At 36.7% G+C, this 16421-nt stretch carries 14 protein-coding genes and 1 riboswitch; of the genes, 4 read left to right on the forward strand and 10 right to left on the reverse strand.

Annotated elements, in window-relative coordinates; translation table 11 throughout:
- Positions 1–174: 174 nt before the first annotated feature.
- From A9178_RS01820 to A9178_RS01830, 3 genes are all read right to left on the reverse strand, one after another.
- Positions 175–1002, reverse strand: a complete 828-nt coding sequence (locus A9178_RS01820) for an STM3941 family protein (protein WP_068672209.1) — start codon at positions 1000–1002, stop codon at positions 175–177.
- Positions 1003–1380: 378 nt separating this feature from the next.
- Positions 1381–2235 (reverse strand): malate synthase, encoded by an 855-nt coding sequence (locus A9178_RS01825; RefSeq protein WP_068672210.1) that lies wholly within the window; start codon positions 2233–2235, stop codon positions 1381–1383.
- A 551-nt stretch (positions 2236–2786) separates the two neighbouring features.
- Entirely contained in the window at positions 2787–3206 is a 420-nt protein-coding gene (locus A9178_RS01830) for a hypothetical protein (RefSeq protein WP_068672211.1), read from the reverse strand.
- A gap of 727 nt (positions 3207–3933) precedes the next feature.
- On the opposite strand from A9178_RS01830, the gene A9178_RS01835 reads away from it, so the two are divergent.
- The 4 genes from A9178_RS01835 (at position 3934) to A9178_RS01850 (ending at position 9702) form a co-directional block, all read left to right on the forward strand.
- Positions 3934–4278, forward strand: a complete 345-nt coding sequence (locus A9178_RS01835) for a hypothetical protein (RefSeq protein WP_068672212.1) — start codon at positions 3934–3936, stop codon at positions 4276–4278.
- 316 nt (positions 4279–4594) lie between these two features.
- Positions 4595–5305, forward strand: a complete 711-nt coding sequence (locus tag A9178_RS01840) for an RluA family pseudouridine synthase (protein ID WP_068672213.1) — start codon at positions 4595–4597, stop codon at positions 5303–5305.
- A 234-nt stretch (positions 5306–5539) separates the two neighbouring features.
- Entirely contained in the window at positions 5540–6739 is a 1200-nt protein-coding gene (locus A9178_RS01845) for a CynX/NimT family MFS transporter (protein WP_068672214.1), read from the forward strand.
- A 243-nt stretch (positions 6740–6982) separates the two neighbouring features.
- Positions 6983–7068: riboswitch (cyclic di-GMP riboswitch) on the forward strand.
- Between the two features lie 234 nt (positions 7069–7302).
- Positions 7303–9702 (forward strand): bifunctional diguanylate cyclase/phosphodiesterase, encoded by a 2400-nt coding sequence (locus A9178_RS01850; protein WP_068672215.1) that lies wholly within the window; start codon positions 7303–7305, stop codon positions 9700–9702.
- Positions 9703–9803: 101 nt separating this feature from the next.
- Here A9178_RS01850 and arsC read toward each other — a convergent pair whose 3' ends face one another.
- From arsC to A9178_RS01885, 7 genes are all read right to left on the reverse strand, one after another.
- Entirely contained in the window at positions 9804–10223 is a 420-nt protein-coding gene (gene arsC / locus A9178_RS01855) for an arsenate reductase (thioredoxin) (protein WP_068672216.1), read from the reverse strand.
- A gap of 47 nt (positions 10224–10270) precedes the next feature.
- The gene (locus tag A9178_RS01860; RefSeq protein ID WP_068672217.1) at positions 10271–11569 is read right to left on the reverse strand and encodes an arsenic transporter; all 1299 of its coding nucleotides are present in this window, start codon (positions 11567–11569) and stop codon (positions 10271–10273) included.
- A 14-nt stretch (positions 11570–11583) separates the two neighbouring features.
- Entirely contained in the window at positions 11584–11928 is a 345-nt protein-coding gene (locus A9178_RS01865) for an ArsR/SmtB family transcription factor (RefSeq protein ID WP_068672218.1), read from the reverse strand.
- Between the two features lie 188 nt (positions 11929–12116).
- Positions 12117–13445 (reverse strand): LLM class flavin-dependent oxidoreductase, encoded by a 1329-nt coding sequence (locus tag A9178_RS01870; protein WP_068672219.1) that lies wholly within the window; start codon positions 13443–13445, stop codon positions 12117–12119.
- Positions 13446–13457: 12 nt separating this feature from the next.
- On the reverse strand, positions 13458–14243 hold the full coding sequence (locus A9178_RS01875) for an ABC transporter permease subunit (protein WP_068672220.1): 786 nt from the start codon (positions 14241–14243) through the stop codon (positions 13458–13460).
- Positions 14244–14288: 45 nt separating this feature from the next.
- A complete protein-coding gene (locus A9178_RS01880; RefSeq protein ID WP_068672221.1) occupies positions 14289–15251 on the reverse strand; it encodes an aliphatic sulfonate ABC transporter substrate-binding protein in 963 nt (320 codons plus the stop codon).
- Positions 15252–15268: 17 nt separating this feature from the next.
- On the reverse strand, positions 15269–16390 hold the full coding sequence (locus tag A9178_RS01885; RefSeq protein WP_068672222.1) for an LLM class flavin-dependent oxidoreductase: 1122 nt from the start codon (positions 16388–16390) through the stop codon (positions 15269–15271).
- Between the last annotated feature and the right edge of the window lie 31 nt (positions 16391–16421).

The raw sequence follows: 16421 nt of genomic DNA on the forward strand, positions 1-16421 counted from the left end.
TATTTATACTATCCATATTCCGGATAAATATCATCTTCAAGACCCAGTTTAGAAGCTTAAGCGCCCCTGGGTATAGTACATATCATCATTTTCTCTTTTTTATGAGTCTGTAACAGGCTTTAAAGATAATATAAAGAATGCCAAGTGGGGCTATGTAAAAACTTAAATAATAGATTAACACATGAATGGCAAACCTAAACTGGTAAAAATATCCAGATAGGAACGACTGCTTTTTCGCTTTATAATCAAATTTGAATCCCAACAGGACATCATAAATGATTCTCGCAAAGGGATACAATATAAACGAAACAATAAGAAACGGTATATAATCATCATCATTCGCCCAATAAAAAAAAGAAATGTAACACCTGTCAAGATTAAACTGAATCCGTATGATTTCAATATATATTTTCCATTAACTTGTCTATAAGATTTTTGTTGTTTATTATCAGCATTCATTTGATCATAAAGTTGATTATAAAATTCATTGGCATGCCTATTTAATCTATCTAATTCGTACACAAGTCTGTCTCTATCTTTGCGTTTAATTTGCCCCCACGCAATAGCAAACGGAGAATAATTCATTACATCATTAAGCTTATTGAGCTTTCTCGTTGTATTGGACATACGTTCACGATATTTTTCCTCATCTTGTAACATAATTTCTATAAATTTATTAAAATGGACATTTTGAATGTTATAGCCTTTTATATCCTCCCATTTAATAGGAACCGCGTTCTTGGATGAAGCACTAATAATTAATTTTTCTTCCGTTAAAATGAGGTAAGGTTTAGGACTCAGTATTTTTTTGAATATACCTAAGATCAATAAGCCAAAAAACAATGCAATAAATGCGCCCACACTACTAATAAAAAAATCCCCCTCTTTATAAGCAACCCCGCATATCAATCCACCAAATACTGTAAAGACCAGCACCATAATGAATAAAAGAAAGTTTTTTACCTTTGGTGAATAAAAATATAAATCTTGTGCATTTTCCATAGTAACCTCCATAATTGCTGGCATGATAATATCCTAAGGTTCTAAATTAAAGTTTGGTCAAAATTGGCGTATAAAAAGAACATAACCATTCATAATATACATCTATTTATTATTAAATTAGCATTCTATACAACTATCATATAATGAAAAAACCTACTGGATATTGGAAAGAAATATATTCATGTGTATCATGTTAACTAGGAAAAAGCATCTTATAGTTTAGGGGAAATGAAGGGGGATTTTATGATAGTTACTAAAACTTGGGTGTCAGTCCTCCACTTTGTTAACGTACTGGAGGACTGACGCTTTTAGATTTTATCCTGTTCCTGGAGGTTTTATGAAATAAACCCCGCCACGTTGTTACTCTTGGGCTGACGTCTAAATACGCATCAATGCGCCATTAGACTTTGGCAACTCCTGATCCCTTATCTGATTCATTTTACAGAAATGTTCAAAAAAGCGTTGTGCCAGCTCCCGTTCCTGTGGGTCACTTTTCAAGGAAATGATATCAAACAAAATTTGGGCCATCCATAAATTATCGAAATAACGATATTTTCCTGTATTCCATGTCATTTTGTGGGGGAATTTTTCATTAACATAATATTTCCAAAAAAGCATCTGTTCCGATTCTTGTTCTGTAAGTTGGAGTTTGTATTCAGTGTGAGCAGGAATATATCCATCTTCACAAAGCTTACCGATAAAATCTTCATTCACCATATAGACTCCTAAGATACGTCTGTCCTTTTCAGGCATGCTGGAATCTCTCGCTGTTAAAAGGCAAGCGCTATTTTGGTGCATACGGATGGGTTTGTTTGGCTTCCCTTTGTTAGTACCACTTTTTATAACGCCTGAAAAAACCTTCCACTCTGAAAAAGAACTATTCTGTTCTTCCGTGTCACACCAAAATACCATTTGTGATTTGGGATGAAGTTTATGATTTTTCATAAGTTTTTCATGTTCCAAGCGAAGTTGCTGTTCTTTATGTTGTCGTATTCTCTCCTCTTCCTTCTTCCATTCTTCCTTCTTTCGTTCCATTTCCTTTTTTTGTATTACTTTTTCGAGTGAATTAGCAGCATTTTCATCATGCAGTTTTAGGTGCCTTCTAAATACATCGGGGAAAACAAACTTTTTATTTTCCGTTGCGAAATGTATTTCAATAAAAGAATCATTATATTTAACTATACTACCTGTGCCAAAAAACTTGTGTGTAACTTTCTTATTGATTAGATTCATTACCCTAGTCCTCCTTGTAGTATGAAAAATCGATTCACTATAAATATAAGATAACAATTTATAATTCCTATCAACTAACTTCAAAACCACCAATTGTTTAAATCTTAACTTTGTTGCAGTAGATGACTTCACCGGTAATATTCATATTCGAGCACCTTTCCATTACATAAAAAAGAAAACAAAAAACGTATTCCATCTAAAAATAGGAATTGAAATACGATTAAAAAACAATTATAAGACTATTGTAACATTTATTTGGAAATATCACAAATTTCTTATTGACAATACATTTTATTGTAAGGTAAAATAAAAGATTATTTGAAGCGCAATTAGAGTTCTGATGCTATTTTTTTATTAGAAAACTTGGCATTCGCCAAGCCTTTGGGCGAATGACTTAGTTGCACTTATGCATATCTTTACGGTGGGGCGAGTAACCGAGCCCAGACGGGAAAGATTTTATGCTTTCCTATCTGCTAAAAAATAAATAATCCCTCACTGACTTTTTGCAGTCACACAGTGAGGGATTGCACATTGTTAGTTAGCTTCAACCACTACTCCGAAAAAACTTTCTCATTTCTATCCTTTATAATATCTTGAATGATTTCAATATGAGTGGCAGCCCACGCACTCTCGCGAAAATGTAAAATAACACTTATTGCCAAAAAAAGTAAATAAATGAAGCTAAAGAACAACCATAGCATACTCCCATCTTTAAAAAGAAAATCTTCTAAATGTGTGGAAAATAAAAAGAGCAGCCATGGTATCGCGGTTACAAAGATAGGTATCATTCCTGATCCATTCTTTTCTTTGATCATGCGATAATGGATCAATTTTAATACGTCAGTCTCTACGGATTGATAAAAAGTACGGATTTCTTCAATTTCTTTTAAGTATTTTATCTCCCGAATCTGATGAGGTGTTTTTCTTATATGGTAGTAAATTTTATGTGCATCCCCACGCAAATTAAACATATCACGACATCCTTTTTCATTTGAATAAACTATAATTTTTTATTTCTTCTAAGATTGGAAAGTTTACTCATTTGGCTTTAACTTATGTTTTTAGCTTGTGTGGAGTTGTAAATATTTATTCTAGTGAGGGTAACTTTAAAAGTTAGGCTTTTGGTTGGATATTTTTTAACAACATACAAAAACTAACCCTAGTTATCTTGGATAGTTTGAAGAATGAACTAAATTACACACTGGCACCCATTGGCCTTATGGGTTGCGGAGCGCTCGTTTTTCTCTTGCGTTCCGGCACTCATTGGTCGTATGAGTTGCGGAGCGCTCGTTTTTCCCTTGCATTCCGGTACTCATTGGTCGTATGAGTTGCGGAGCGCTGGTTTTTTCCTTGCGTTCCGGCACTCATCGGTCTCATGAGTTGCGGAGCGCCGATTTTTCTCTTGCGTTCCGGCACTCATCGGTCTCATGAGTTGCGGAGCGCTGGTTTTTTCCTTGCGTTCCGGCACTCATTGGTCGTATGAGTTGCGGAGCGCCGGTTTTTCTCTTGCGTTCCGGCACTCATCGGTCTCATGAGTTGCGGAGCGCCGATTTTTCTCTTGCGTTCCGGCACTCATTGGTATGATGGCAAAACTAAAGAGAACATAATAAGAGCATATACGTATGATATAGACTTTTTGCATTCATCACTTCTCAATCAGTCCAAACTCATCTATAATGGTTAGTAGGAGGTGAAAAAATGGAACAGGAAACTATATTAAAGGAAATTCTACATGCATTAAACATTCATTCAGAACAAATCGAGAAGAAATTTGATGTATTGAATTCTAAGATGAACAACCTTGAATCTAGAATGGATAACTTTGAATCTAGAATGAACAATCTTGAATCTAGAATGGATAACTTTGAATCCAGGATAGATAATTTGGAATCTAAGATGGATAATCGCTTTGATCGACTTGAAAAGAAGGTCGATGGAATACGAGTAGAATTAACAGAAACACAAGAAACTACGGATTATTTGTTGAGTAAAACTGCTCAGCACGAGAGAAAACTTCGCGAACTTTCCAAACAGCAACGATAACCTACCTCATGTTGCATTTCCTCAATCAAACAATCCCTTCCCAAGGTTTCTCAAACTAGCAAATTGATAATGATAGTTAAGGTTGAAAAGCATTTCCTATTACATTAATGAGAAAAGCTTTTTAACGATGTCCATGAAGATGAAATTTCAATTCTTTATCATTTTATATATGATTTTCGATATTTCCATAAACAAATCAGAACCTTTGACATTACATACTATTCATAATAGAGTTATAAGCTATATGCTTAAAATAAGTTTAAGCTTCTAAGATTAATAGAATAGATACATCATGTTAAAGGGAGTATTGGTATGTGTGAGAATTTCAATTTTATATGAAGATAATCATCTATTACTTGTGGAGAAACCAATAAACATACCTGTCCAGGAAGATCGTACAGGTGATACAGACTTTCTTTCTATGTTGAAACAAGATTTAAAAATTAGATATCAAAAACCAGGAAACGTTTTTCTTGGCCTTGTTCATCGTTTAGATCGTCCTGTTGGTGGTGTAATGGTTTTTGCAAAAACATCAAAGGCGGCTTCACGTCTGTCGGATTTAATACGGAGACAGGCAATCAAAAGAAATTATTTGGCTGTAGTAAGGGGGGTACCAGAAAAAGATCAAGCAACATTGGAACATCACCTTATGAAGAACAACCGTGAAAACAAAGTTTATGCGGTTGCAGCCAGTCATAAGAAGGGAAAGAAGGCGCTTCTTGACTATAAAACGATTACCAAAACAGAAAAATTAAGCTTGCTTTCCGTTCAACTTCACACAGGTCGGCCGCATCAAATACGCGTTCAGCTTTCGGAGAATGGAACGCCAATATACGGAGATCAAAAATATGGACAAAATGTAAATCGACCTGGACAGCAAATTGCGCTTTGGGCACACTCGTTACGGTTCGAACACCCAGTAAAAAAAGAAATAATAGAAGTCATTTCCCATCCGCCAGAAGAACAATATCCATGGGGAATTTGTAAGAACTTGTTAAAAAAGTTGAAGCATGATGACGTTCTTTAAGAGAACAATCGATAATTTTACGCGAATGAAGGCACGATGAAAGCATCTATACTGCTCATTGTGCCTTTTCCTTGTTCTATATTTACCGGAAGAATGAAATCACTGAAGTAGCGCATCCCCCTCCGTTCTTTACAAATTTTACATATACCTTGCAAAATTTGTACTCTTCTATTACTAGCGTTAAACTAAATAAGGAATATTATTGAAGAATTGGAAAGGAGGTTTGAATAAGTAATGCGAGGGCAATCATTAGAAACTGAACAAAAAAGAGGTACATTCTTATTACTTGCTGGAATATTATTATTTGCCACTACTTTACGCGCCCCTTTAACATCCGTCGGTTCATTAATTTCCGTAATTCGTGATAGTCTAGGGGTTAGTAATGCAGTAGTTGGAATTATTACGACAATACCACTTCTCGCCTTTGCACTTGTTTCTCCTTTTACACCGAAAGTAGCTAATCGCTTTGGAATGGAGAAAACGATTTTCCTATCGATGATCGTGCTTTTTATTGGAATAATCATCCGTTCCGTTACTGGTGTTGAAACATTGTTTATCGGTACCGCCTTCATCGGGATTGCCATTTCTTTTGGAAATGTGTTATTACCAGGTTATATTAAAATGAGCTTCCCATTAAAAATTGGATTAATTACAGGAATTTATACCGTTTTTATGAATATGTTTGGTGGATTAGCATCGGGGGTAAGTGTACCGTTATCCAACATAGGCAAATTAGGATGGCAAGGGGCGTTAGGGGTTTGGGCGATTTTAATTATATTTGCGCTCATTCTTTGGTTTCCGCAATTACGTCATCCTAAAGAAACATCTAAGTCCGATTCAAATAATAAAAGAAAGAAAGCTACTATGTGGACTTCTTTTACAGCTTGGCAAGTTACTATTTTCATGGGATTCCAATCTCTCATGTTTTATACACCGATGACATGGTTGCCAGAAATATTACAATCAAATGGATACTCGGCGAGTGAAGCAGGTTGGATGCTATCGTTGATGCAATTCTCCCTCATTCCCACATCGTTTGTCTTACCGATTATTGCTGATAGAATGAAGAATCAAAAAGGGTTAGGTGCCTTTACAGGGGCTGTTTTTATTTTAGGTATATTCGGTTTATTAAATGGTAATCCTGGCTTAATTATGATTTCAGTGGTCATGATAGGTATTGGTTGTGGTAGTGGCTTTAGTTTATCCATGATGTTTTTTACATTACGAACAAAAGATGGATATGACGCGTCGGAACTATCCGGAATGGCACAATCATTCGGTTACTCACTTGCCGCACTTGGACCAGTATTATTTGGTGGGTTACATGACTTTACGGGAAGTTGGACTGCTCCATTATTAATGTTATTATTTGTTTCTATTATCATTCTTCTTGCTGGGTGGCTTGGAGGTAGACAGGTAATAATTAATGAATAAAAAAATGTCAATCCCCGCTTCTCTGTCCATTAAGTGAAGCGAGGGACTGATCCTAATTTTTCCGCCATTGAACTGAATCTCTTCTGTTTTTATAAAACAGGGTAGTCCTAAAGACTTAATTATGACTATACCTTATTTTTAGTTCCATTCATTGTCTTATGTATTCTACAATCTAATACTCCCAATAATTTACATTTCTACATACATATGATAAATTAGTATTAGGAATAATTACTTAGTAAAAAGTGAAAAAGGCAAACCTTTTCGAAAGAGAGGGACGCAAAGCCACAGGTCTAATACCGATTGGTCATGACAGCTGGGTTACCGTATTCTTTTTAATACTTTGATGTTAAATGTAGTTCTACATGGATAAAAGTTGCGCCATTTGAAGACTATCTAAGATTACTAACTTTAATCATTCATGTTTAGAAAGAGTGAGAGGCTATCCCAAACTTGAGATAGCCTCTTTTTTTGTATTTGTGTCCGCTTTGCTGTTTCCAATTACTACTATTTTCATTGTAAATAATGAGAATCACAAAACATCTCAGAAGGAGGATACATAAATGCAGCATATGCATGGAAGTCATAACGGATATTTGGTTGCTCTTTCCTTTTTTATAGCGTTTATGGCTTCTTTGACGGCGCTCGATATTGCAAGGAGAATCAATTTTTCAAAAGGATGGAATAAGAATTTATGGTTATTAAGCGGGGCTATCGCCATGGGTATTGGTATTTGGGCTATGCATTTTGTTGCTATGCTAGCTTTTCGATTACCCTACTCTATTCAGTATGATATATTTACTGTTATTATTTCTATCCTTGTGGCTATAGTTGCTTCATTGTGTGGACTATATTTCACAAGCAGACAGAATACAACCATTGTTAAATTAGTCATTGGTGGTTTGTTCATGGGAATCGGAATTAGTAGTATGCACTATATTGGAATGGCTGCTATGAAAGGAGTACATATTACCTATGATCCTTTACTTTTCACTGCCTCAATATTCGTTGCAATCGTTGCATCGATTGTGGCATTGATGCTAGCATTTAAGTTTCGTGAAAATCAAAAGGGAATGGTCTCGGTAGAAAAATTAGGTAGTGGACTGATTATGGGTCTTGCTATTGCAGGTATGCATTACACCGGAATGGCAGCAGCATCTTATGTGCCTGATCATGAAGAATTAAGTAATTTTACCTCTTCTTTAATCAACATTCATACCATCGCTGTCTTAGTATCCATCGGCACCATTGTCATACTTGGGGTTACAATAACCATTTCTACTATCCTAGAAAGAAGGCTAAAGCAGGAAAAGGCCTTTAAATTATCTATTCTTGAGTCTGTAATAGACTGCGTAATGATAATTGATCACCAAGGAAATATTGTAGAATGTAATCCTGCAGTCAGTAGAACATTCGGTTATTCCCAGGAGGATCTTATAGGCCAAAATATGGAGAACACACTATTAGCACAGGCGCTCACGTCCAACGACAAAGACATTGTACTAGGAAAACGAATGGAAGTTACAGGAAAGCGGAAAGACGGTACTGAGTTTATACTAGAGATGACAATTACTAGAATTAAAAAAGAAGGATCACCTGTTTTCACTGTATACGCCAGGGATGTTACCGACGCAAAAGAAACAGAGGCCACCATTCGAAAACTGGCTTATAACGACACTCTAACCGGTTTACCTAACAGAAGATTTTTTCATAAATACATAACAAAATCATTAGAGGAAACAAAAAAAGGAAAGTCGCAAGCTGCTGTATTATTTTTAGATTTGGATCGATTTAAAATGATCAATGACTCTTTAGGTCACGATTTCGGTGATTTATTGCTAATGGATGTAGCTGAAAGATTGCGCGGTTGTATAGGGGGTAAAGGGATTGTTTCCCGAAATGGAGGAGATGAATTTACCATCTTTCTTCAGGATACCAATAAACAAGAAGCAAATGTTATTGCTAACCTCATTATTCAATCATTAACCCATCCTTACCATATAAAAACCTTAGAAATATTCATCACGACTAGCATTGGAGTGGCGATGTATCCAAGGGATGGTACAGATAAAGATTCTCTTATTAAAAACGCAGATACAGCTATGTATGACGCAAAATCTCGAGGAAAAAATCGACTCTCCTTTTTCCAACAAGAAAGCGAAACGGAGAATAAACAAAACCTTCATTTAGAAAGTGAATTACGAAGAGCTTTAGAGCAGAAAGAATTCGTTTTATATTATCAGCCTCGACTTCATATTCAGACTGGAGAAATTATTGGCGTGGAAGCATTAGTGCGTTGGATCCATCCAGAAAAAGGCATTATTCCACCTGGTAAATTTATACCTCAAGCTGAAGAATCGGGACTTATTATACCAATTGGCAACTGGGTTTTGAAAACAGCAATTGCACAGTGTAAACAATGGCAGGAAAATCTATTTCCCATCCAAATGTCAGTTAATCTTTCTGCCTTACAATTCAAACAACATAACATTGTAGATGTCATTTCAGAAGCACTTGAAAAGGAGCAATTAGACCCTTCACTGCTAAATCTTGAAATTACAGAGAGCATGGCGATGGATGTGGAGAATTCTGGAAAAGTATTAGCGGATTTGAAGAAATTAGGATTACATATTAGTCTCGATGATTTTGGTACCGGATATAGCTCCCTTGGCTATTTAAGAAATATGCCAATTGATCATTTGAAAATCGATCGATTATTTATGAATAATATCCAGGAAAACAGTAGTGACGCCACTATTGTAAAAGCTATCATCTCCATGGCACAAAGTTTAGGTATTAACGTAATAGCAGAAGGTATCGAAGAAGAAAATCAACTTACTTTCCTTAAACAATGGCAATGCAACGAAATGCAAGGCTTCCTTTTCAGCCCACCCGTTCCACCAAAGGAAATAGAACAATTGGTTAGTAAGTCACAGGATAAAGTAAAGCATACGATAACTTAATGGTATTAATACAATTATAAAAGCACTCATAAAGACTGGTTTGATAATCTTTATGAGTGCTTATGATATTTATATTCTTTATTAAACAAATTTAGTATTGTTTATTCCCCTGTTTCTGCAAATCGTTTCATTCGCTCGCCTATCTCATCACGCACACGCTGAAATATGGCCCACACTTCTTCTTCGGTTCCTTTTGCTTTAGCAGGGTCATCAAAACCCCAGTGTTCCCTTTTTACATGTGGAGGAGTCACGGGACAACGGTCTTTCGCATCTCCACATAATGTAACCGCAAGCGTCGCATGATTTAAAAACTCGGTATCTATCATTTCTGAATGTTGATCAGAAATATCAATTCCAACCTCACTCATTGCTTTTACCGCTTTTGGATTTAGCCCATGCGCTTCGATACCAGCACTCCTAACTTCCCATTCATCACCAAGATATTTTTTTGCCCATCCTTCCGCCATTTGGCTTCGGCATGAATTTCCTGTACATAGGAAGTAAATTGATTTTTTAGACATATCGATTCTCCTTTTCAATTTTCCGTAGTATTAGCTAAGTCGTTCTTTCAAGAAAATACTAACGTTAAATATAGGCCAATTAGTGTAATAAATAATATTGGGATTGTTAAAATAATCCCCGTTTTAAAATAAGTTCCCCATGAAATCTTAACCCCTTTTTGCGATAATACATGAAGCCACACTAATGTAGCTAAGGAACCTATTGGTGTGATTTTTGGCCCTAAATCCGATCCAACCACGTTTGCATAAACCAGGGCCTCTCTTAATGCACCGGAAGTATTGGTTTCAGCAATGGCTAAAGCATCTATCATGACAGTTGGCATATTGTTCATGATGGATGATAGGAAAGCAGCGATGAATCCCATGGTAACTGTTGCTACAAATAAACCTTGTTCTGCTACTGTTTGAATGACACTTGCTAGTGCGGAAGTAAGTCCCGCATTACCTAATCCATACACGACCACATACATTCCAATGGAAAAGAATACGATATCCCATGGCGCCCCTTTAATCACTGCTTTCGTATTAACAGCTTTACTATTTCTTGCCATAAGGATGAAGAATATCGCGATAACGCCTGCTACTATAGAAACAGGAAGCGTAATAAACTCACTAACAACGTAGCCGACAAGTAGTAATCCTAGAACATACCATGATAAGCGAAACATTTTAAAATCTTTAATGGCAGTTTTTGGATCACTTAATTGAGAAACGTCATATGATTTTGGAATACTTTTTCTAAAATAAATGAACAATACAGTAATCGTTGCTACTAGTGAAAATAAGTTAGGAATAATCATTTTCGAAGCATATTCCACAAACCCTATTCCAAAGAAATCTGCTGATACGATATTCACTAGGTTACTAACGATAAACGGCAATGAAGTCGTATCCGCGATAAATCCACTGGCCATAATAAATGGAAAAATCATCTTTTCTTTGAAGTTTAAGTTCCTTACCATGGCGAGAACTATTGGTGTAAGAATTAATGCCGCACCATCGTTAGCGAAAAAAGCAGCTACAATTGCACCTAAAATACTGATATAAACAAACATTTTTGTTCCGTTGCCCTTAGCAATTCGAGCCATATGTAATGCTGCCCACTCAAATAACCCAATTTCATCTAGTATTAAAGAAATAAGAATAATAGCAACAAATGCTAAAGTGGCATTCCAAACGATTTCCGTTACTACTATTACATCACCAAATCCTACTACTCCGACGAGTAAAGCAATTACAGCTCCCCCCATTGCGGACCAGCCAATGTTTAATCCTTTTGGCTGCCAAATAACTAGGATGAGGGTTGCAACAAAGATAAATATTGCGAATAAAAGCGTTGCTGACAAAATAATACCTCCAATTAACAACAAGAAATTCGTGTCCCTTTTTCTTCCAGCTCTTTTAATTTATATTCTTGATTAGGAAGTTGATCAAGAATCGGCTTAATAAATGGATAATACTCATTGCCTTTATCTACAGAATAAAAGATCCATTGTCCTCTTCTTTCTTCCTTAACCAACCCTATGTCTTTTAGTTTCCGTAAATGTTGGCTAATGGAAGGTTGGCTAGTTTGAAAAATCTCCACAAATTCACATACACAACAAGCTTGATTATCTATCAATTTCATGATAGTTAATCTTGTTTTATCACCTAGTAATTTCAAAACTACCGAAGCTTTTACAATCTCAACACTTGTTTGTGGCATATTAATTACCCCTTCTAAGTTCATCAATGTATTAGTATATAACTATCTACTTATATAATCAATAAAGAAACTCACTAACATACTTTCCACTGTATTTTACAGCACTTTTTACCAACTAAAAAACACTTAGTAAACATTGATAAATTCAATGTTTACTAAGTGCCTATACGTACCAGTGCTACCTCAGCTCAATTCATTTTTAGCTCAGCATACCTTGATTCTGGTATCGATAAACTTAAATGTCCACGAAGTGTCACATCACTATATTCCGTTCTGAACACCCCGCGTTTTTGAAGTATTGGGATAACTTGTTCAACAAAGTCGGATAAGCCACCGGGAAAGTATTGGAACATTAAATTAAAGCCATCTGCTCCCTTCCCAATAATCCAGGACTCTAACTGATCCGCTATTTGTTCTGGTGTACCAAAAATGGTCCAATGTCCTCTAGAACCTGCTATTCGTTTATAAAGCTGTCTAATCGTTAAATTTTCTCTTCTTGCTAGATCAATAATTAATTCCCTTCTACTCTGGTTTCCATTTGTTTCTGGGATAACCTCTGGGAGCGGTTCATCAAGTGAATAATTAGAGAAATCCATCCCCCCAAGATAATCCGAAAGAAAATCTAGTCCAACCTCAGGTACAATTAAATCTTGCAATTGTTCATATTTCTTTCTTGCCTCCGCCTCTGTTCTACCAATAAAAGGGGAAACGCCTGGCATTATTTTCACTTCATCTGGGTTTCTATCAAAATCGATAACCTTTCTTTTCACTTTTTCATAAAATTTTTGCGCATCTTCAAGTGTCTGTTGTGCAGTAAAAATAACATCTGCCGTTTGTGCAGCTAGTGTTGTACCCGCCTCTGATGATCCCGCCTGTATAATGACAGGACGTCCTTGTGGGGAGCGAGAAGAATTCAATGGTCCCTTTACATAAAAATGCTTCCCTTCATGATTTAGCGTATGCAATTTGTCTGGTTCATAATAAACACCCGACTTTTTATCCCGAATTAAAGCTCCTGCTTCCCAGCTATCCCATAATCCCTTCACAACTTCAACAAACTCAGTTGCACGTTCATAACGTAAATCATGGGCTAGATGCTTATTCTTACCAAAGTTACCCGCCTCATGTTCGTAATAGGACGTTACTACATTCCATGCCGACCTCCCATTACTCAAATGATCCATAGAGGAAAATTTTCTTGCAATATGGAACGGTTCATTATAAGTAGTAGATGCAGTTGCTACAAGGCCAATTTTTGACGTAACAACAGCTAAAGCAGGAAGAAGAGTAAGCGGATCAAAACGAACGATTTCAGCCGGGTGTGACAATCGATTAAAAGATAAACCATCACTTAAAAAAAGCATATCCAGCTTTCCTTTTTCTGCAATACCGGCAATTTCTTGGTAATATTTAAAATCCTCAAACCCATCTGCTGGAACATCTGGATGTCTCCACGATGCCATATGATGACCTGTACCCATTAGAAAAACACCAAAGTGTATTTGTTTCTTAACCATGTCAGACACTCCTTACTTTTTCATTTGATAAACTGGACTCCATTTTAATAACCTAGCCTCTAAAAGTTTTGCTAGGGAATCTGCAACTTTTCCTAAAATAGCATATAAAAGGATGGCTAAAACGACAATATCCAGTTGCATAAACTCCCGGGCATTATTGGACATATAACCAATTCCAGAAGAAGCCGCTATCGTTTCGGCGACAATTAACGTTACCCACATGGTCCCTAGTGCATAACGAATGCCGACAAGTATGGATGGCAACGCACCACGTAGTATTACTTTTGAAAATAAATGCCATCTCGATAATCGATATACGTTTCCCATTTCGACTAGCCCTTTATCGACAGACCGAATTCCGTGGTAAGTGTTAATATAAATTGGGAAAAATACACCAATGGCTACTAAAACAACTTTTGATTCCTCTCCAACACCAAACCAAAGTATAATGAGCGGAATCAAAGCTAAATGTGGAATATTCCGAAACATTTGGACGGTTGTATCTAAATGTTTCTCCACAAACGGATAGGTTCCATTTAACATTCCAATAAGGATGGCTAATCCCCCACCAATGACAAAGCCTGTTAAAGCACGACTAAAGCTAATATAAATATGGGTCCATAAATCCCCACTAATGGCCATGGAAATTCCGGTACGGATCACCTCAAATGGGGGCGGCAGTATACTCCCAGAAACCGATTCATTCATTGTAAATAGCTGCCACCCTATTAATAGCAATACAGGAATAATCCACGGCGCTAAACGATTATATATGCTGCCAGATTTCTCATTCAACATCTTCACTCCCTATAGACTAAAGTCCACCTCATTCATAAGACGTTTTTATTCACTAGTTGGATGCCAAATATTATCAGAAAAATCAATTTCACTTTCGATTAAACCGATATCCAATAAATCTTTTGCTTCTATTTCTAAATCCTCAATTGCTTGATCATCCATTAGTTCTGCATTCGACTGTTTCCTTTTCAAAACTGTTTCCCATGTAGCGGCGGGAATTTTTGTCGCTTCTTCTAGTAATTTCGATGCTTCTGTTGGGTCCTCGTCGATTTGCTTACCAGCTTGCGATAAATGCTTAATAAATAATTCAACTACTTCTTGATTTTCATTTACTAATTCGGAGGTTGCAAAGTAAAATGACCTAAATGGAACAATGTCTTCCGCAGTTTGTAAAACCCTATTCCCTCTAGATTCTGCATCAGCCAAATATGGATCCCAAACGACCCAAGCATCCACTTCTCCTTTTTCAAAAGCTAGACTTGCATCGGGAGGATTTAGATGGACTGTTTCAATATCATCAGTGGATAAGCCTACGGAATCAAGCAACTTGGTTAATAAATACTGAGCAATGGATGCATTGTTGTAAGCAACCTTTTTCCCTTTTAAATCTTCTAGTGATTCAATCGTAGAATCTTCACTTACTAATATCCCTTCCGTTGTTGGAGCAGACGGTTCACTGGCAATGTATTGAAAGTCACTCCCTTTATCAAGCGCAAAAATAGACGGGATATCACCTGCATTTGCTAAATCAATACTTCGAGCGTTTAATGCTTCAAGAATAGAACTCCCCGTATTAAACTCCGACCAAGTGACTGTGTAACCTAACTCCTCCAGTTCCTTTTGAAATTCCCCATTATTTTTTAACGTTAACGTTGGACCACCTTTTTGATAGCCGATGTTAATTTCATCCTTTGTTCCCGCAGATGTACTACTGCACGCTACTAAAACGAATGAAAATGATAGTATTACAAATAAAACAAGTACATTTTTATTCCTAAGGTGATTCAATTGATTTACCCCTTCCTTTAAACAGTTTGCCTTGAAGCAATAATTTCGTGGACTTTTGGTATAACCTTTTCTCCTACTTCCTGAATGGTTTCCAAATGTGGAAAACCGCGCAATAATACTTTATCAAACCCTAATTCAACAAACTCGACAATTCGGTCTGCCACTTGATCTGGCGTTCCGACAAGTGCAATCGAGTTTCCGGATAATACTTGTGTTAATCCTGCCCATAAATTAGGGCCAATCTTGAAATTATTTTCTTTTCCACCTTCCATTAACTGGTGAAGCCTTTTCACACCAATGGATTCGCCCTTTGCTGTAGCCTCCCTTTTATCATTTAGCAGGTTTACATCTGCTTTAGTAAGTAGTCTTTCCGCATTTTCAAAAGCTTTCTCTTCCGTCTCTCCTAACACTACTTGAAAAGAAACACTATAACTTAATTCACGGTTATAAGCTTTAGCACGTTTTTTCATTTCATCAATACGCTCTTTGGTATTTTCCAATGTCTCTCCCCATAGCATGTATACATCTGATTCCGCAGCGGCTACATCTTTCCCAACGTCTGATGCACCACCGAAGTATATTTTTGGGGTTACTTTAGGTTTCGGAAATAAGGAAGCCCCTTTCAATTTGTAAAATTCCCCTTCATGATTGAGTTGCTCCTCCGTGAACAACCGCTTCAATATTTGAATATATTCACGGGTTCTCTTATACCTCGTTGCATGATCTAGAAAGTCTCCGTCAGCAGCCAAATCTACTGGTGATCCTCCTGTTACGACATTGACTAACGCTCTACCTCCTGACCAATAATCCACGGTTGCAAATTGCTTAGCAAATATAGTTGGCTGTATGGACCCAGGTCGAATCGCAAATAGAAATTTCAGATGATCCGTATGGCCGATTAAATTAGCAGCAACAGATACGGAGTCCAGGCATGCCCCACCAGTAGGTAATAACAGTGTCGAAAAGCCAGCTTTTTCGGCTGCCTGTGCAATATCTCTAATATATTCAAAAGTCGGTTGGCGTTCTGCAGCTTCATCTGTTCCAGTCCAAGCACTTACTTTTCGTGACGAATTATTGTTCACCGCTCCCACAAACTCTCCATCTCCTGATGTTGGTGCCATCGTGATAAATTCAACCATTTTAAAACCTCCAAGTGATATATATTTTTAA

It is taken from the genome of Oceanobacillus sp. Castelsardo (assembly GCF_001659985.1).
In the GTDB taxonomy this organism is placed as follows: Bacteria; Bacillota; Bacilli; order Bacillales; family Amphibacillaceae; genus Oceanobacillus.

Excerpts from the sequence above, each read along its gene's own strand:
- A9178_RS01820 (WP_068672209.1), bottom strand. The coding sequence starts at position 1,002 with ATGGAAAATGCACAAGATTTATATTTTTATTCACCAAAGGTAAAAAAC.
- A9178_RS01825 (WP_068672210.1), bottom strand. The coding sequence starts at position 2,235 with ATGAATCTAATCAATAAGAAAGTTACACACAAGTTTTTTGGCACAGGT.
- A9178_RS01830 (WP_068672211.1), bottom strand. The coding sequence starts at position 3,206 with ATGTTTAATTTGCGTGGGGATGCACATAAAATTTACTACCATATAAGA.
- A9178_RS01835 (WP_068672212.1), top strand. The coding sequence starts at position 3,934 with ATGGAACAGGAAACTATATTAAAGGAAATTCTACATGCATTAAACATT.
- A9178_RS01845 (WP_068672214.1), top strand. The coding sequence starts at position 5,540 with ATGCGAGGGCAATCATTAGAAACTGAACAAAAAAGAGGTACATTCTTA.
- A9178_RS01850 (WP_068672215.1), top strand. The coding sequence starts at position 7,303 with ATGCAGCATATGCATGGAAGTCATAACGGATATTTGGTTGCTCTTTCC.
- arsC (WP_068672216.1), bottom strand. The coding sequence starts at position 10,223 with ATGTCTAAAAAATCAATTTACTTCCTATGTACAGGAAATTCATGCCGA.
- A9178_RS01865 (WP_068672218.1), bottom strand. The coding sequence starts at position 11,928 with ATGCCACAAACAAGTGTTGAGATTGTAAAAGCTTCGGTAGTTTTGAAA.
- A9178_RS01870 (WP_068672219.1), bottom strand. The coding sequence starts at position 13,445 with ATGGTTAAGAAACAAATACACTTTGGTGTTTTTCTAATGGGTACAGGT.
- A9178_RS01875 (WP_068672220.1), bottom strand. The coding sequence starts at position 14,243 with ATGTTGAATGAGAAATCTGGCAGCATATATAATCGTTTAGCGCCGTGG.
- A9178_RS01885 (WP_068672222.1), bottom strand. The coding sequence starts at position 16,390 with ATGGTTGAATTTATCACGATGGCACCAACATCAGGAGATGGAGAGTTT.